Here is a 17,454-nt window from a genome sequence, read left to right as displayed (position 1 = left end):
GTTGAAAGCGATTCCAAATTATAATAGCCATACGAACGAGATGATTGAAAGGAGAGAGGATCACGTGAATCATGATGAATCTACAGAGCACGACGTGAACATGGAGGACATGGATGATACAGAGATTGTATTCCAAATTATATTATACGCAGGGAATGCACGCAGCTCCGCCATGGAGGCGATTGAGCTTGCAAAGGCGGGGAAATTTCGTGAAGCCAAAGAAGAATTAGCCTCAGCAAAAAAAGAACTGGTGTCCTCCCACAAGATTCAAACCAGAATCATCCGTAAGGAAGCAGCGGGTGAAAAAACAGAGATGTCTGTCATGATGGTACATGCTCAAGATCATTTGATGAATGCACTCACCATTCGCGATATGGCCTCAGAGTTTGTAGACCTGTATGAACGCATGGATCAATTCGTACCGAAATCGTAGAGGGAGGGACGCTATCCCATGGCATTCAAAGACAAACTGGTTGACGGCCTCACATCGGTAGCAAATGCAATCAACAATTTTAAATATATTATAGCGATCAAATCAGCTTTTATCACATTGATGCCCGTTATTATTGTCGGGGCCTTTGCTGTACTGATTTCCAATATGGTCATGGACCCAGTCAATGGTTTGGCCCATTTTAGGCCATTCTCATTCCTGGCTGAGTACAAACCGATTTTCTCAGGCATTAACTATGCCAGCTTGAATATCCTTACCATTCTGGCTGTTTTCATGATTGGTCTGGAGCTAGGAAAAATTAATGGTGAGAAAAATCTTTTCCCCGGTTTGCTTGCTTTAATCTGTTTTATCTCTGTGACACCAACCACGATAGAGTTGATGGTTAACGGTGACATGCAAAAAGTAACAGACGTCATAGCCCGTCAATTTACGGATACCAAGAGCTTGTTTTTAGGGATTTTCATAAGCATCCTGTCCGTCGAGCTATACAGCAAACTGGGTAAGTCCGACAAGCTAAAAATCAAAATGCCTGAAAGTGTTCCCAGCAATGTGGCCGTTTCATTCTCCGCACTCATTCCTACCATTATTACGGTGACTGTCTTCTCCATGTTTGGATTCTTTTTTCATAAGTTTACGGGACTCTATCTGTACGATGCTGTCTATAATGTGGTGCAAAAACCTCTGGAGGCCGTAGTACAGGGACTGCCAGGTATACTGGTGCTGATGCTGGTTGCGCAAATCTTCTGGGTGATCGGTATTCACGGAAACCAAATGGTAAAGCCCATTCGTGAACCCCTGCTGCTTGGCGCGATTACTGTCAACATGACTGCTTATGAGCAAGGACTGCCCATTCCGAACATTATTACGATGCCTTTCTGGGACGTATATATGAGTATCGGTGGTTCAGGGATTACGCTAGCCCTCTTGATTTGTATTATGATCGCTTCCAGGCGTGAAGATATGAAGGAAATAACAAAGCTTTCGCTCGGCCCAGGTCTGTTTAATATTAATGAGCCTGTCATTTTCGGACTTCCGATTATGTTGAATCCATTGATGGCTATCCCTTTCATTATTACTCCGCTCATCACAGGAACGATTGGTTACTTCTCGACGTTGCTTGGATTTGCAGGTAAAGCCGTCGTCATGGTTCCATGGACTACTCCGCCTATTATTAATGCCTACCTGTCTACAGGTGGAAGCATTGGAGCCGTCGTCACTCAGATCGTTTGCATTGTGGTAGCGATTATCATTTATTTCCCGTTCGTCAAAATTGCCAACAAGCGAACGACTGAATAATGCGCTACTATAGAAATACACTAATTAATTGAAAACGCATTCTTTATACAATGAAAAGGAGAAACATGTCATGGCTAAACATACGATACAAATTCCATCGAATTTCATCATGGGTGCAGCGGCTTCCGCCTGGCAGACAGAGGGATGGAGCGGTAAAAAAGAAGGCCAGGACTCATTCCTGGACCAATGGTACAAAAATGACCGCTATGTCTGGCACAATGGATATGGACCCGCGGTTGCAACCGACTTTTATAATCGCTATACCGAAGATATTGCGCTGATGAAGCAGATTGGCTTAACCCATTATCGTACTTCTATTAATTGGTCCCGCTTCTTAACGGATTATGAGAATGTAGTGGTGGATGAAACGTATGCGGATTATATGGGCCGGGTCATTGATGAGCTGATTGCAAGCGGAGTCGAGCCGATGATTTGTCTGGAACACTATGAGGTCCCTGCCTACCTGCTGGATAAATATGAAGGCTGGTCTTCCAAGCATGTAGTGGAGTTATTTGTAAAATATGCGGAAAAAGTGTTTGAACGGTACGGCGATCGGGTCAAGCACTGGTTTACGTTTAATGAGCCCATTGTTGTACAGACTCGTGTCTATCTAGATGCCCTTCGCTATCCCTATGAACAAAATACGCGGAAGTGGATGCAATGGAACTATAATAAAACGCTGGCAACCGCAAAGTGCGTACAGCTTTTCAAAGCAAAAAACTATAGTCAGCACGGGGCTAAAATAGGCGTTATTCTGAATCCTGAAGTCACTTATGCCCGATCAAGCGCCCCTCATGACCAGTATGCGGCACATGTGTATGATTTATTTTACAATCGAGTATTTCTGGACCCGCTTATTAAAGGCGAATACCCACAAGAATTGTTCGATCTCATGGGCAAGCATGATATTGCATTTGAAGCTACAACGGAAGATCTGGCCGTGATTAAGGAAAATACCGTTAACTACGTCGGAATCAATCTCTATTATCCCCATCGGGTCAAAGCGCAGAGTAAAGCGTGGAACGAAAACACCCCCTTCCACCCCTCTTACTACTATGAGCATTTTGATCTTCCGGGTAAAAGAATGAACAAGTCACGGGGCTGGGAGATTTATCCTAAAATCATTTACGATATGGGAATGCGCATTAAGAACGAATATCACAATATCGAGTGGTTTGTCGCAGAAAATGGTATGGGTATTGAGAATGAAGCTGCTTTCAAAAATGAGGAACACATCATTCAGGACGACTATCGTATTGACTTTATAACAGAGCATTTGTACTACACATTACAAGCTGTAGAAGCGGGCTCCAACTGTACAGGTTATATGCTGTGGGCCTTTACAGACAACGTTTCTCCCATGAATGCTTTTAAAAATCGCTATGGACTGGTAGAAATTAACCTGGACAATGATCGAAGTCGGCATTTGAAGAAATCCGGCTACTGGTATCAGGCCGCGATCAAAGAACGCTCATTTATTGCTGATCTGGATGAAGAGTACAAGTAGTTAAAAATGAATTCTGGAGGCGCTCAAATATGAAAAAAATTATTTTGGCATGTGCTGCGGGTATGTCCACATCCATTTTGGTTTCTAAAATGAAAAAAGAAGCAGCAGCAAGATCCATAGAGCTGAACATCGAAGCCATCCCCGAAAGCACCATCAAGGAAGAGCTGGAAGGCATTACAGATTCCGTGATTGCTATTTTGCTCGGACCTCAAGTGCGGATGCGTAAAAAGGCAGTCACCGAAATTGCAGCTCCCTATGGTATCCCAGTAGATGTCATTGACACGTTGGCTTATGGTAGAGGGAACGGTGCAGCTATCCTAGATCAAGCCTTTAAGCTGGCTGGCGAGAACATCTAATTGCTATTCAAATGAAAAAGAGGCTGAGAATTCCCTCAGTCTCTTTCTTGAGTTGCGCGCTCTTTATCACGACATATCTTCTTTGCCTGAGCCCATACTACTCACATACGTTTCCTGTAAACCGGCAGAAATGCCGTATAGCGGTTCCCAACGAAGCCAATGTCTGGCGACTGCGTTACTAAGACAGCTATGGTGAATGTCTCCAGCTCGCGCTGGTGAATACACAGGGCGGACAGACGAACCATGCAGCTTCAGTAAATCGTAGGCCAGTCGATTGATGGACGTCGTTCGTCCCGTACTTACATGTACTGTGCGTTGATCCGCTGCATGAATAGCCGCCATATTCGCTCGAACTACATCCTTGACGTACACAAAGTCACGAGTTTGCGTCCCATCGCCGTGAATGAGCAAGGGGCTTCCTTTTTTCAGCCGCTCCATAAAAAGAGCGACAACACCACCCTCTCCCTTCGAAGCCTGACCGGGACCGTACACATTTCCATAACGCAAAATCGTGTAGTTCATACCGTACAGCCGATAAAAAAGTCGAATATACGATTCTGCGGTCAGCTTGGACAGTCCGTAGCCTGAAATCGGCTCCACGGGATCGTCTTCCTGTATACATTGCTTTTGCAGCTCTCCGTATACGCCAGATGTGGAAGCAAATATGAATTTTGACACACCAGCTTCATGACAAGCCTGCAACAAATGAATCGTCCCCAGCACGTTCACATCCGCGTCCTCATCGGGTTGATGGATGGATTGCTGCACATCAGCCTGTGCGGCCAAGTGAAACACAATATCCGGGCTTTCCCGAATCAGCAACGTCCTAGCTTCAGAGCTGCGAATATCCGCAATATGCATGACCGCGCGCGGGTCCACATTTGCCATATTTCCGGTCGTCAGATTATCCAGCACATGTACTCTGATGTCCGAATCAGCAAGCGCACGTACCAGCTGAGAACCAATAAATCCAGCTCCCCCGGTGACCAAAGCCTTCACTAGCTCACCCTCCTTTTGAACCGAAGCATATGACTTCCCTTCGCATCATGTTATGCGACTCCCTATAGCTTGGCGCAGGCACACGCACAGTCCGAAGACAATCTATAATGTGCCTGTGGAATCTCAGCACCTCAGACGTGCAGTCTCACATTTTCCAGCATATAACGCCACATCCCATCCTGACCGTTCCATATATCCTCAGGCGGCAGCTCCACTGAAACCAGCCGCTCCAATCCCCAATCCAACTCCGTCACACCATCAGTCCCTGTATAATCCACGTATAACAAGCGAAAATCATGTGTAATCCTCTGTAATAACACATCATGTAGTTCCACCGCTTGCTCCCGATTGCCTCCAAGACGAACTAGTAGCAGACGGGACGCAAGCGTGAATTGATCCAGTAGACGTGCGATGCGGCGATCAAGCGTCGTTTTGAATGCAGGATAGGAAGTCAGCTGCTCCGATGTATTCTGGCTAACCGGAAAATGGTGTGCGGCTATAATCTCATAGTTTGCATCCTCGACCATGAAGTTATGTTCGCCGTAATCATGTCCCGTGACACGTAGACTGTCAACATCCATAAAATCGGCAAAACGGGCGTCCAGCAAGCGACTGATCTGTGACAAGTTACCGGAAATCATCCAGTCCAGCGGACCGGCATAGGGACGCAGTCCGTTTTTATCCAGCTGAATGGAAGGCAAGCAATGTCCACCCAGACTGAATACAGCATCATAATCCCCCTGCAACCGCTCAAGCACGACGCCCTCCCCTTTCCGAAGACAAGGTCATCCCTTTAAAAAGAGTACGCCAATGCGGATCACTCTTGTAATTCCATACATCGGCAAAAGGCATTTCCACCGCGCATACATGCGGAAGCTGCCAATCCACCTCCGTCAACTCCGTTACGCCGGAACAATTCACTACCAACAAACAAAATTCATTCGCTACCATGCCTGACAAAATACGTTCCAGTTCCTCTACTTCTTCATAGGTTCCCAGCATACGGACGAACAAGCTGCGCTTCGCCATCTGTGTTTTTGCAAAAAAACGTTCAATACGACGGTCTATCTTTTCCTTGAACTCGGGATAGGTCACCAGATCTGAGGACGTATTGCGCTCCTGCGGAAAATCATGTACCGAGATCACATTATAAGCGATATCTCTGACCATATAATTCAGTTGGCTCGTACCAACGACACTCAAATTGGGCAATTCCATAAATCCGGCAAACCGATTTTCAAGCAAGCGGTTCACATCGGACAGCGTGTCAGACATCATCCAATCCAGTACCCCGGCAAACGGCCGCAAACGGTTCTTTTCCAATTGAATGGCAGGTGTACAGTTTTGCCCCAGACTGAAGACCGCTTCATATTCCCCTGCCAGCTGTGCGAGTCTCATAGCCGTGCCTCCTTTTTTAATACGACCCTTCTCTCAGTTCCTACTCTATCCTTCTTCTGTAGTCGAAAAAGGGACTTCAGGCCGTAGTTTGTTCCACTCTACATTACATGCACAGCACGGCGAAAAGGGTTGGACACCGATGCGCTTTTTGTCAAAGAGGCGTACAACTATCCAGTCCAATCCCGGTTATTTTTCATATCATATTAAGGCTGGTAACCTAACGGAATTCAAGGAGGCATCATCATATGTCCGTGTTTCTTTTAACCATCGATCACCATCTCGCTTACCACAGCGCCCATATACAAAGCTGCCATGTGACCTTTTTCAATCGTGAAAAGAGGGCCGTCGATGTGTTGCTGGAAATGGGGAATGACAGTGGCGTTTTTAGGCGGCAACTTCTTCGACTGGGCCCTTCTCCCGAAGCTGACTCCGTGCTAGAACTCAAGGATATGGAGGCAGCCCAAAATCCGTTTTATCTGCGAGTGATCACGAATATTTACAATCCAGAAACGCTGTTTATCCTGGCTGAATTTTTGGAAAACGGGAACGTTGTCGCTAAGCGTACAGCCAGTCATTTTACCGTGACACCCTAATGAACGGGCAGAGGAGGAAGAAGGTATGTTGAAATATTCAGTTCAAAACAAAGCTGAGCCAGGCACATATGCACTGCCTTTTCAGGTTACCGATCAGGAGAGCGTGCTCTCTACATTGATCATTCCTGCAAGTGAAGCTGAAGGACGTATTGTCATTGAAGTCTCTTTGGCATGGGAAAATCCGCTGCTCAACTGGGATATCGGGGAGCTGGATATTCGATTGCGTCGCAACGATGAGCGGGGACCTATGCTGGACTGGTTGCAGGATTCCTGTTATCAGGAGGGATTTGCCGAGTTAATCTATGAGGAAACGGGAACACAGGGAGAGCCTTATGTATACTGCCTGACCGTACAATCAGCCGACCGCCGTGCTGTTGTTACAGGACCACTCATGGTTCGAGGCTCTGTGTATGTAGATTCGATGGACGAGAACCCGGATGGACAATGAACTGAAATAACTAAAGGCAGGTGGGAGTTTTAAGCCCAACCTGCCTTTTTATAGGGTCTGTATTCTCATGGCGCGGATTGCTTCAGACATTCTAAAATGTCAGCGTCCGGCAGCGTATAATCTTCTGGCAACGAAGTGTTAATTCGGTTCCATATTGCGTAATCAACCTTCAAATCCGGGTGTGACTGCTGGATTTCAAAAATACGGTTGTACAAGTCTCCAACGACAGGAAAAGTCATGCTCTCCCTCCTAACTATTGAATCAACGTATTCAACGTACTTGATTCAGCGCTTGCCCATAAATATTCACGAGTCGTTCAATCATAACATCCAGAGACCAATGCGCGATCCCCCATGCCTTGGCACGATTTCCCATGACTATCCGCACTTCATCCTGTGCCAGCAAATGCTGCAAATGAGCTGCCAGTGCCTCCACATCGCCAACCGGGGAGACTAGTCCGGTGTGTTCATGCTTCACCATTTCCGGCAGTCCACCCGCATCCGATACCACTGCCGGAAGCCCCATAATCTGCGCCTCCATGACCGAAAACGGCTGATTGTCCTGTATGCTTGGATGAACAAAAAGGTCCGCCAGTTGTAAAAGAGCAGGTACATCTTCACGATGCCCCAGAAAAACCACGTCTTCTTCCAGCCCTAGCTCCTTCGCCTGTGTTTGAAGCTCTTCCCTTTTATCTCCCTCCCCGACAATCCAGCAAACCCAATCCGTACGACTTGCTTTCAGCAGGCCAAGAGCGCTCATTAAATAATGCAGCCCTTTGATATAGACCAGCCGTGAAGGACAAATGATAACTTTTTTCCCCTCAGGTCGTATCATGTCCGTTCCCCGGGCGTGGACTTCCCAGAAGTGCTCGGTATCCAAACCGTATTGGAAAGTAGCAATCTGCTGCTCAGGCACTTCGAACTCACGCACAAGCGTCTGTTTCATCCATTCTGTAGACGTAATGGTAATATCCGCGGATAGAGCGCCATAGTGCTCTAGCGCCCAATAATACTTCCACATCAGCGTCTCACGGTAACCCTCCTCATGATCCCGCTCCAAAGCCATCATAACTTCACGAGCCAGCGAGCCATGAATATTCGCTACCAACGCGCTATCTTTGCGTTTGACCCGACTTAGCGCACGCGTCGCAATGACATCTTGCGTGTGAATCACATCATACTGCTCGACCCCGAAATACGCCGCTGCCAGCTCCATACAGTATCGATCCTTTTCCACCGTCTGCACCCATGAATCCAAATGTAATACAGGGACAGCCGATTCATTCAGCTTCGTATCCAGCAGGGGCAGCAGTTGATCCTTCAGTAGCTCCCTATCTTCAAAAACAATATGGTATTTAGGTGTATCCGGTCCGTTTCCCATCAAGTCTACCGTGTGGCCCAGTAGCTCCAGTCTCCGTTTAATTTGCATCATAAAGGGCCATACGCCACCCAAATGAGGAATCGGCCAGTACGTAGCCAACAAAATTTTCAAAACAGCCTCACCTCCTCTGTCTCGTACGCTGAGCTACACCCCATTACTTCCGTAAATTTGCTGGAAACCCGATAACGCATCTGTCCAGACCGCAAAAAACCCATTATTCGGCACGATCGTTACATCAATAAAATTACCGATTGTAACGACTGGAACCGGACTAATCCCGTTAGGATTAAAGGAGCTGTCTGTTATTCTGAGGTTCGTAAATGTACTTCCTCCGTCCGTTGATTCGGCCACAAATACGTCTAATAAAGAGGTCGTTATTTGATTGGTATAATATACGATCTTGATCACGCCGGTCACAGGCGAAACATCAATAGCCGGGAAAAAATGCTGTGCCCCTGCACTGGCCCCTGTCACCGATTGCGGCGCAGTCCAGCTTAACCCACCATTCACCGACCTGGCAAGCAGCACATCCGCATACCCTGCCCGATTATCCTGCCAGACCGCATAAAGTGTTCCCTGATTCGGGCTCGTAGAGCGATCCACGGCAATGTTAGCTGCCGGCAGCACATTGAAACCAAAGCCGGCCACGGGCAACGGACTCGGAACCGGGACCACAGAAGATACAGGTAGCGAGGAACTAAATGCTGTCCCTCCATTGAAGGACACAATGACCTGATATTGGTTAACCGGATTCGTGACAATGTACCCGACATAAATCACCCCTGTAATGCTCACAGTGATTTCCCCCCGCGTAATCTGATTGGAGCCAGCGGTGAGCACCACGGGTGTCCCCCATGTGATCCCTCCATCCTGCGAACGTTGGAAGAACATGACTGATCCGCCGAAAAAGTCAGGATTGTACTGATGCGTATAACATAAATAGATATTTCCGGTATAGGAGCTGACCTGAGAAGTATCGAATTTCACGCTGACCTCAACATTATTGACAAATGTCCCATACCCTCGCTGGGCAATCACAGGCGGATCAAATGTATTACCGTTGTCTCTCGACACATAAGTGGCGATGGTACCGCTCAAACCGTCTGCGGTAAATACGTGACAGGCTATGACAAACAAGTTGGGAAAACCGTAGCTGACGCTATGGGATTCCGCCCCTACATAGCCGGCTGGTAGCGGTAAAATCTGCTGTGTGAAAGAGGCACCGCCGTTACCTGAACGGTATACCGCCGTCAACGGCGGCCCTGTCGTAAAATCGATAGCCGCAGACACAATGGTACCGTCGAGCAGGTTGAAAGCTACACTCGGCTCCTGGGCCAGCCTTCCGTTAGGCGTAAGCTGTACGTTCGGCATCAGGCTCCACCCCCCGGTACACCCGCAAATATCGTCAAACTGCCTGTGCGCGTATCTGTCCAGACGGAAATATAGCTGTTCGGCGGTACAATGGCGACATCAATATAATCACCGATCAGCTCTGATTCGCCTCCACCGACATTCGGGTTAAAGGAGGTCGTCGTGAGACGACTGTTCGTAAAGGTGTTACCTCCATCGGACGACTCTGCGGCGAACACATCCAGATTAAAGCCGTCCACGCGATTGGTATAGTACACGACAACGACCAGTCCCGTCTTGGGCGACACTGAAATTGCAGGGAAAAAATTTTGCGAGCCGGGCGGGCTGTCTGTCACAATGACCGGAGCACTCCAGGTACCGCCAAAATCGCTTGATTTGGACAACAAAATATTGCTGTATCCCTGACCAAAGTCCTGCCACACGGCATATAGCGTATTTGTTGTGGAAGGCACACCCGAGCAGTCCGCGGCCAAGCTGGGGAAATTCAATATCCGAAAGTCATAACCAGGAACGGGCAAAGGATTGGGCACAAGCGTTATATTGGATACGAGAATATCCCCGCTGAAGGTTGCCCCGCCATCAAAGGAGCGTCGGATAAAAAAAGCTGGTGTTTGCGGTCCCGTACGAATCCAACTGACATATACGCTTCCATATTTGTCGACCGCAGGCTCAGGCCGCTCCGTTGAGGATTGGATATTGGAGAGCATTAACGGTCGGTCCCAAGTTAGTCCTCCATCGGTGGAACGCTGGTAGAAGGCCGCAGATTGAGCATTAAAATCCACATTATATTGGCGGTTATACGTGACATAGACGTGTCCGAGATAGGGACTTGCCCCCGCATTATCCGTCGTAATATTAGTCCAGTCATTATTAATGTAATCTCCATAGCCCGGGTTAATGACCACTGGAGGATCAAAGGTGGCTCCATCGTCCGTAGAACGGTAGATCACGACAGCCCCGTTTTCATTGCCCGGAAATACATGCGCGGATACGATAAAAATATTGGGGAACAGATAGGCTACCATTCCTGCCTCGGCTCCTGTATAACCCGGCGGAATCGGCAATAAAGTATCCGTCCAGTTCGCTCCGGCATCCAATGAGCGATACAGTCCAATCAAGGGAGGCCCACTGCTAAAATCAACAGCTACAGCTATAACAATATTCGGATTCAGTAAATTAACAGCAACACTAGGCTCAAATTTGGGCAGGCCGCTGGGTGTCACCTGAAAATTCAAAGGCATCGCGAGCATTCCCTTCATTATATAAATAGATACGCCTGAAGTATTTCTATCAAAATGTACTTTTTTCAGCACAGCCTAGAGACAACCATACAAGCTTTCTTTTCAATAGATTCATAGTATAAAAGCATCCCTTCAAGGGTTATCCAATATTCTGTTTTTTGAGAGGATGATTCGATTGGCTTTTACAACCGGTTATATGACGAACACTAGAGATTTTGGTACTGCCTGCTCCAATGTTGTTGTGAACTTGGTCAATGAGGACACAGTAAATGCGGCAACCGTGACCATCCAAATTTTTTTCTCGCTGGTACCGGATACCAAGACACCACTGTATGTGACATCGGTTAACTTGCCTGCAAACTCCATTGCCCGCCGTACCTTCTTTATACAAGGGGTTCTTGCCTATGAGGTACAATACAACGTGGCCTCCGCTGCTCCAGCGAATGTCGTGCTCTCCAACTTTGGACTGGATCAGTTTGGTAATGTTGTACAGGAGCACCGTGTTCTCCAGTCCGAGCTGACCACAATCCCTGCACTGTCCCCTGTTATTTAAAAGCCACCCTGTTCCAGTGCCTGATGCAATCTGTGGGTGTAATACACGTAATTCCATTCTGGCGGTACGGACTGAACCCCTCGTCCGCTGCCGATGGTGGAATGGTCATCTGTATAGTAGGAAAAGGCATGTGTATCCTGTAATGGGCGCAACAAATCCGTGAGATACAGTAGATCCGTCACGGCAATATAAGGTTTGACACCGAAGCATACAACAAAGCGAGTCGTGGTTTCACCAATAGCCTGAACCAGTGCTTCCTGGATCGAATAATGCTGCCGTGATGTTACGATTAACCGAGGGTCGAGCATCATCGACAGGAAAGCGCTAGCTTCCTGTTCTGGCGTTAAATCCAGCAGCCGTACCACGCAATTGCTGTAGTGCTGCTCCAGCAGATTATCCAGCAATGATTCAGCTTGAGCCATATCCGTGACAGGCATTAAAATCGTCATTTCAAGTGGGATGCCCCGGCGTGCTCTCGCCTCATACTTGGCGATTTGGAATGCGCGCCGCCAGCGTCGGTGCTCCTTTTGGCTGTGTAGGCCGGCCGATACACTAAATGTGGAATTCACCCGGTAATCCATCAGGATCTCCGGGATGAATTTCATATTGCACGTCTCGGTCAGCCGCAGCCAGTAATCATAATCCTCAACGGGTTGCAGCCGATAGCCGCCAATCTGGAGGGCATATTTGCTTTTGTACATAAATGAAACCCCAACAATGCTGGCGTTCAGCAATTCGTGATGTGGCTGACTTTGGTACCGGATCAACGCCTGTTGATGCTGCTCGTCATACAACGGGTTCCCATATGCGTCAACCTGGCGGAAGGTAGAAAACACAAGACCGAGTGAGTCTGGCCCCTGCTTCAGCTCTTGCCGCAATCGTTCAATAAAGGAAGCATTATAAACATTGTCGCTGGAGACCCAGGTCACATACTTGATCCCAGGATCTTTAAACAACTCATCGAATCCCCGGTTTAGGGCGTGGGATACTCCTTGGTTCTGAGGGAGTGTAACCAACTGAACGCGCGGGTCTCCCATTGCTGCATAGAGCGCTGGCCCCACCATTTCCGGCGCTCCGTCAATAACAATGATGAAGCGAAATCCCCTGTAGCTCTGGGCTAGTACGGATGAGATTGCAGCTTGCAGATAGCCGATATCCTGTTTGTACAGTGGCATAACAATCCCCGTATCTACCATATCAATCCCCCCTGACAGACTTTCGGCTTCATGAGGATAAACCACTCAATACCTGACTGAAGCGATCTCGATAACGTGCTTGGGTGATGTTGTACTCCCGCTCCACAGCGGGCCAATATTTTTTGGTTCCCATTTCATCATGCCAACGGTAGTTAACCAAGGACTCGTTCAGAAAAGGAAATGGATATCCCGCCAGCATCACGCGGTACCACATATCCAGATCATGTGTGTACGGCAGCAATTCATCAAACAAACCGATATGTGCAAACAGCTCCTTTTTAAACATAACCGTGCATCCATTGACCGGATTTCCTTGTTGAAAAAAACGGTAAAACTCCGTCATAGACGGAAACACGGCGGCTGCCTGGTAGCTTGTGACTTGGCTGTATTGATTGATGAAATTGAAGTTGGTATGGGAGATGTACGCACCGTTTTCCACCATAAAAGAAACCTGATTGTTAATTTTATCCCTATGATAGGTATCGTCGGAACTGAGCCACGCAATATAATCGCCACTGGCATGTCGGATACCATGATTCAGAGCGCTGGCTGTTCCACCATTGGATTTACCTAAATAATGTATATAAGGAAGATAGGCCTGAAGCATATCAACATGTTCCGTGGAGCCGTCATCGACGACAATAATCTCGAGTGGGCCATAAGTTTGCTCTAGTGCACTTTGCAAAGCCTGATCCACATATGCACAGTTATAAAAGGGAATGACGATCGTTACTTTCGGTCTCATATCGTTCCTTCCTTTCCGGCTCGGCGGTATTGAATCATATCCTCCAGAGATTGCCTCAGCTGTATGGTCGGCTTCCAGCCCATGTCCTCCAGCTCTTTCGCACGGTATGCCTCGGTAGATGCTGACTCTGCCACATCCCCCCATTGTATGGGAATAGATGTTTTGGCCAGCGCAACCATACGTTCCACGATATTGCCCAGTTCCACAATGCGGCCTGTGCAGACCGAGTACACTCGGCCTGGCACACCCTGTTCCAATAGCACACCGTATGCGCGAACGGCATCACGAACGTCGAGAAAATCACGTTGCGCATGTCGGGAAGATACCCGGAACGGGACAGTTTCAGTTGCGGACTGCCCCTCCCTACGTTCCGTCTGAACGATATACCCCGCGAGTAATGCACAAAATCCGGTAGATGGACCCGGACCGATCAAGTTGCAAGGCTCTGCCAGCATGACGGATTGTTCGAACAGCGCGCCCCACGAGAGCGCGACTGCCTCTTGAAGGCTTTTGCTAAGGCTGTATGGATGTGTTGGATGATACGGAGCCTGCAAAGCCGTCTTTAGCCGAGAACCCGCCACGACAATTCTGGCTTTGGGGAAAGGTCGCAGTACATCGAGCAGATACAGGGTGGACAGTACATTGGATTCCATGTATAGCAGGGGACTCTCCCAAGATTCAGGGACGGAATTTTTACCACCCAGGTGAAGCACATAATCCGGAGCAATCTGTCTAATTACTTCGCCCAGACGTTTCTTGTCGAGCAAGTCACACACATAAGGCGTAATACAGTTGCGAGTCTCCGCCTCTGGGCTGTTATTTTCATCATCGCGAGCCAGTAAGATCAGTTCTGAGACGGAAGCGGCAGTGCGAGTCAGCGCCGCTACCTCCCAGCCGAGCTTTGCAAAATGGCGGCAGGCATGCATCCCGGTATAGCCCGCCGCTCCGGTAATGACTATGACAGGCCGACGTTGTTCCGCTGTGCTTCCGTCCATTCCAGCAGCTCCTTCAGCATGATGCTGTAGTGAGGAACATCGTAGAGCAGATCGGCCCGGGTAGAACGAAGCGTCCGGTCCTGCACCGGCTCATCTTTCGGCACGATCCGAATATCCTCCCTATTCCAGATATCTTTGAACAGCAGCAGCAAATCGTGCTTGCTGATCGGTTCAGGGTGAACCAGATGAATGAGTCCGTCCAGCGGCTCATTCATCTGCACCTGTATCGCCTTTGCTAATTCCAGCGTCGTAACCCCGTTCCAAAAGACCCGGCGATACCCGTTAACGTCTCCGCTCTGCTGCAAGAACCAGTGCAGCAGACCAATGCCACTGGGCCGAATTTCCGGCCCGATAATGGAGGTACGGATAGTCAGATGCCCTGCGGCCTTTACTTCTCCGAGTATTTTCGTCAAAGCATAGGCACTTGTCCCATCGGGTTGATCCGTCTCCTTATATAAACCAGGTACCCGATTTCCCTCGAATACGCAATCCGTGCTGATATGAACCAATCGGGCACCGATACTGTCCGCTGTCCGCCGGAGAAGATGTGGCAGCAACCCATTAATTTGGTATGCTGCAATTTGATCCTCCCCGGCATGCTGATTCAGTACACCTACCGCGTTAATAATAACGTCTGGCCGTACACTCCGTACCAGCTGCTCCACCATAAAGCTGTCCTTTACATCCAGCAGCAGACCACCTTTATTTTCGGGATCACGGGTGGTGTAGAACACGTTATACCCGCTCTGGTTTTGGAAATACTTCACCAGAACATGGCCCGCCATGCCGTTACCACCCAAAATAAGCAGCTTCATTTGATGAACCCCCCGCTTTGGAGAATGCTGCGAATCTCCTCTTTCGACATCAAATTAAACTCCGAACTAAAGCTGCTGAATGACACGGGAGGGCACTGATTATAGCGGTCCTTTAATTGAGGAATATTCAGCGTTGGGAGAATGACCAAATATTGCTCGTCATAGACTACCGTCGTCAGGCTTTCAAAATCGCTCATCAAAATCTCATGAATTTTCTCACCGGGACGCACACCTTTTTCTACAATTTCTACGTTTTCCACACCTGAATCCTCAATGAGCACCTCAGCCAAGTCCAAAATACGGCAGGTTGGCATGGTCATGATAAAAATTTCCCCGCCAACACTTTCCACCGAGGCTTTGAACAGGAGACTGATCGCATCACGCAAGGTTAGGAAGAAGCGCGTCATGTTCATATCTGTGATCGAAACCTTGCCCTTTTGGCGAATCTGGCTTTGGAACAGATGCACCACGCTTCCGTTTGTGCCCAAAACATTACCGCCGCGCACCGTCACGAAACGTGTATCGCTATTCAGCAGATTGGCGTAAACAATCAGTTTTTCTCCTATTGCCTTCGTCATGCCGTAAAAATTGGACGGATTCGCGGCCTTGTCGGTCGATATATAAATGACTTTCTTGACCTGATTAACGACAGCGGCCTCGATTACGTTTTGAGTGCCTACGACATTGGTTTTGAGTGCCTCGTAGGGCTGATCCTCACAGACGGGTACGTGCTTGAGCGCTGCCAAATGAAATACATAGTCCACTCCTTGACAAGCGGTAGTCAGCGCATCCTTATCCCGAATATCTCCAATACAGAAGCTGAGTCGTTCATCCTCAAACTGCCTGTTCATGGCAACCTGACTGGATTCTCCGCGTGAAAAGATAATGACCTCTTTGGGGTTACGCGGCAGTAACTGGGCAACCAGCTCATGCCCCCAGGAGCCGGTACCGCCGGTAACCAAGATACGTTGGTTTTCAAACATGCCGTTTCCCTCCAAGCAGAAATTTAACTACCTTATCCGACACATCTTCCACCAGATAGCCTGCGGGACATTGCCACTTATGGGTCATCCCGGTCATTATGGCTACCGCGTTTGCTATAACCTCGCCATTAAGGCCGGACACGATATTGCTGCCGCAATCTACCGTTTCCGGCCGTTCAGTCGTCCGGCGCATCGTAACCGTCGGCACCCCCATGACACAGCATTCTTCCTGTACGGTACCACTGTCTGTCAAAGCGCAGCGGGCATGCCGCTCCAGCAGAACGAAGTCAAAAAAACCGAACGGTTCGTGAAATTCCACAAGCGGATCAAGCTGGATCGGCGGATGGCTTGCGATCCGGGCGGCAGTCCGGGGATGAATACTGCAAATGACCCGCTGCCCGAACTGCTGGGCTACCCGGTTAAGACCATCTAAAATAGCCAGCAAATGCGGTGGATGGTCGACATTTTCGGCTCTGTGGGCAGTGACCAGGAAATATTCTCCCGGCGACAGTCCCAATTTTTTCAAAATCCCACTACCGGTTACTTCTTTCTCATAGTGCTGCATTACTTCGTAGATCGGATTTCCAGTCAGTATGATTCGTTGGCTTGGGAAGCCTTCGCGTAGTAGGTGCTGCTTGCTTTGCTCCGTATAAGGCATATTAATGGTAGATATCGCATCAATGACACGCCGGTTCTTCTCCTCCGGCACATCCAGATCATAACAGCGGTTCCCCGCCTCCATATGCACGACCGGATAACCCATACGTTCCGCAAGTAAGGCACATAGAGCGCTGTTCGTATCACCGAGCAATAGCACATGATCGGGGCGTTCCTTGTTTAAAATATCCTCCATCTGCGAGTACATGGCGGACAACTGTTTGCCCAGTGTCCCCGCTTTCTCCTGAAGTACATAATCCGGGGCACGCAGTCCCAGTTCGCGAAAGAACTGCCCGCTCAGGCTTTCGGTGTAATTTTGGCCCGTATGCACAAGCACATGTTCATCTGCATGGCGGTCTAGCTTCGGAATGATCAGGCTGAGCCGTATAATCTCCGGTCTTGTGCCGAGCACGGTCAATATTTTCATGGTTTTGGAACCCACCTTTGCTGTCGTTGTTTCATTGAATTGT

General features: G+C 48.5%; 20 protein-coding genes. 7 read left to right on the top strand and 13 right to left on the bottom strand.

Annotation, left to right across the window (positions count from 1 at the left end):
• Window positions 1-64 precede the first annotated feature (64 nt).
• The 4 genes from ACEN8J_RS02510 (at window position 65) to ACEN8J_RS02495 (ending at window position 3,610) form a co-directional block, all read left to right on the top strand.
• Window positions 65-433, top strand: a complete 369-nt coding sequence (locus ACEN8J_RS02510) for a PTS lactose/cellobiose transporter subunit IIA (RefSeq protein ID WP_029518301.1) — start codon at window positions 65-67, stop codon at window positions 431-433.
• Between the two features lie 18 nt (window positions 434-451).
• Window positions 452-1,747 carry a PTS sugar transporter subunit IIC gene (locus ACEN8J_RS02505; RefSeq protein ID WP_495594217.1) on the top strand — a complete coding sequence of 432 codons (1,296 nt, stop codon included), beginning with the start codon at window positions 452-454 and terminating at the stop codon, window positions 1,745-1,747.
• Between the two features lie 70 nt (window positions 1,748-1,817).
• Entirely contained in the window at window positions 1,818-3,254 is a 1,437-nt protein-coding gene (locus ACEN8J_RS02500) for a glycoside hydrolase family 1 protein (RefSeq protein WP_340956708.1), read from the top strand.
• 29 nt (window positions 3,255-3,283) lie between these two features.
• Window positions 3,284-3,610 carry a PTS sugar transporter subunit IIB gene (locus ACEN8J_RS02495; protein WP_029518298.1) on the top strand — a complete coding sequence of 109 codons (327 nt, stop codon included), beginning with the start codon at window positions 3,284-3,286 and terminating at the stop codon, window positions 3,608-3,610.
• 66 nt (window positions 3,611-3,676) lie between these two features.
• Here ACEN8J_RS02495 and ACEN8J_RS02490 read toward each other — a convergent pair whose 3' ends face one another.
• The 3 genes from ACEN8J_RS02490 to ACEN8J_RS02480 all read right to left on the bottom strand — a co-directional run bounded on the left by ACEN8J_RS02490 (window position 3,677) and on the right by ACEN8J_RS02480 (window position 6,007).
• Complete coding sequence (locus ACEN8J_RS02490; RefSeq protein ID WP_029518297.1) at window positions 3,677-4,609, bottom strand: NAD-dependent epimerase/dehydratase family protein; 933 nt, start codon at window positions 4,607-4,609, stop codon at window positions 3,677-3,679.
• Window positions 4,610-4,740: 131 nt separating this feature from the next.
• Window positions 4,741-5,367: a DUF1796 family putative cysteine peptidase gene (locus ACEN8J_RS02485; RefSeq protein ID WP_340886304.1), complete on the bottom strand. Its 627-nt coding sequence runs from the start codon at window positions 5,365-5,367 to the stop codon at window positions 4,741-4,743.
• Window positions 5,360-6,007, bottom strand: coding sequence for a DUF1796 family putative cysteine peptidase (locus ACEN8J_RS02480; RefSeq protein WP_029518295.1), 648 nt, complete (start codon window positions 6,005-6,007; stop codon window positions 5,360-5,362). The genes ACEN8J_RS02485 and ACEN8J_RS02480 overlap by 8 nt, the downstream gene beginning before the upstream one ends.
• 245 nt (window positions 6,008-6,252) lie before the next feature.
• Between ACEN8J_RS02480 and ACEN8J_RS02475 the strand changes: the two genes are divergently transcribed.
• Both ACEN8J_RS02475 and ACEN8J_RS02470 read left to right on the top strand, forming a co-directional pair.
• The gene (locus ACEN8J_RS02475; RefSeq protein WP_029518294.1) at window positions 6,253-6,600 is read left to right on the top strand and encodes a hypothetical protein; all 348 of its coding nucleotides are present in this window, start codon (window positions 6,253-6,255) and stop codon (window positions 6,598-6,600) included.
• A 25-nt stretch (window positions 6,601-6,625) separates the two neighbouring features.
• Window positions 6,626-7,048, top strand: coding sequence for a hypothetical protein (locus tag ACEN8J_RS02470; protein ID WP_029518293.1), 423 nt, complete (start codon window positions 6,626-6,628; stop codon window positions 7,046-7,048).
• Between the two features lie 65 nt (window positions 7,049-7,113).
• On the opposite strand, the gene ACEN8J_RS02465 is transcribed toward ACEN8J_RS02470, so the two are convergent.
• The 4 genes from ACEN8J_RS02465 to ACEN8J_RS02450 are packed head-to-tail and all read right to left on the bottom strand — an operon-like array spanning window position 7,114 to window position 11,040.
• Window positions 7,114-7,287 (bottom strand): hypothetical protein, encoded by a 174-nt coding sequence (locus ACEN8J_RS02465; protein WP_165148594.1) that lies wholly within the window; start codon window positions 7,285-7,287, stop codon window positions 7,114-7,116.
• Window positions 7,288-7,318: 31 nt separating this feature from the next.
• Entirely contained in the window at window positions 7,319-8,539 is a 1,221-nt protein-coding gene (locus ACEN8J_RS02460; RefSeq protein WP_069012651.1) for a glycosyltransferase family 4 protein, read from the bottom strand.
• Window positions 8,540-8,572: 33 nt separating this feature from the next.
• A complete protein-coding gene (locus ACEN8J_RS02455; protein WP_069012650.1) occupies window positions 8,573-9,799 on the bottom strand; it encodes a sialidase family protein in 1,227 nt (408 codons plus the stop codon).
• Window positions 9,799-11,040, bottom strand: coding sequence for a sialidase family protein (locus ACEN8J_RS02450; protein ID WP_342434440.1), 1,242 nt, complete (start codon window positions 11,038-11,040; stop codon window positions 9,799-9,801). Before ACEN8J_RS02450 ends, ACEN8J_RS02455 begins: the two co-directional genes overlap by 1 nt.
• A 175-nt stretch (window positions 11,041-11,215) precedes the next feature.
• Between ACEN8J_RS02450 and ACEN8J_RS02445 the strand changes: the two genes are divergently transcribed.
• Window positions 11,216-11,593, top strand: coding sequence for a hypothetical protein (locus ACEN8J_RS02445; protein WP_029518289.1), 378 nt, complete (start codon window positions 11,216-11,218; stop codon window positions 11,591-11,593).
• Here ACEN8J_RS02445 and ACEN8J_RS02440 read toward each other — a convergent pair.
• Genes ACEN8J_RS02440 through wecB form a run of 6 tightly spaced genes read right to left on the bottom strand, consistent with a single transcriptional unit; the run spans window position 11,590 to window position 17,411 of the window.
• Window positions 11,590-12,789 carry a glycosyltransferase gene (locus tag ACEN8J_RS02440; protein WP_069012648.1) on the bottom strand — a complete coding sequence of 400 codons (1,200 nt, stop codon included), beginning with the start codon at window positions 12,787-12,789 and terminating at the stop codon, window positions 11,590-11,592. The genes ACEN8J_RS02445 and ACEN8J_RS02440 overlap by 4 nt on opposite strands.
• A gap of 28 nt (window positions 12,790-12,817) precedes the next feature.
• Window positions 12,818-13,534, bottom strand: coding sequence for a glycosyltransferase (locus ACEN8J_RS02435; RefSeq protein ID WP_029518287.1), 717 nt, complete (start codon window positions 13,532-13,534; stop codon window positions 12,818-12,820).
• Window positions 13,531-14,529, bottom strand: coding sequence for an NAD-dependent epimerase/dehydratase family protein (locus ACEN8J_RS02430; protein WP_029518286.1), 999 nt, complete (start codon window positions 14,527-14,529; stop codon window positions 13,531-13,533). The genes ACEN8J_RS02435 and ACEN8J_RS02430 overlap by 4 nt, the downstream gene beginning before the upstream one ends.
• A complete protein-coding gene (locus ACEN8J_RS02425) occupies window positions 14,490-15,344 on the bottom strand; it encodes a dTDP-4-dehydrorhamnose reductase family protein (RefSeq protein ID WP_069012647.1) in 855 nt (284 codons plus the stop codon). Before ACEN8J_RS02425 ends, ACEN8J_RS02430 begins: the two co-directional genes overlap by 40 nt.
• Complete coding sequence (locus ACEN8J_RS02420) at window positions 15,341-16,327, bottom strand: polysaccharide biosynthesis protein (protein WP_029518284.1); 987 nt, start codon at window positions 16,325-16,327, stop codon at window positions 15,341-15,343. Before ACEN8J_RS02420 ends, ACEN8J_RS02425 begins: the two co-directional genes overlap by 4 nt.
• Complete coding sequence (wecB, locus tag ACEN8J_RS02415; protein ID WP_069012646.1) at window positions 16,320-17,411, bottom strand: non-hydrolyzing UDP-N-acetylglucosamine 2-epimerase; 1,092 nt, start codon at window positions 17,409-17,411, stop codon at window positions 16,320-16,322. Before wecB ends, ACEN8J_RS02420 begins: the two co-directional genes overlap by 8 nt.
• Window positions 17,412-17,454: the final 43 nt, after the last annotated feature.

Source organism: Paenibacillus sp. Paensp38, assembly GCF_059491915.1.
This window is presented reverse-complemented; position numbering and strand designations above follow the sequence as displayed.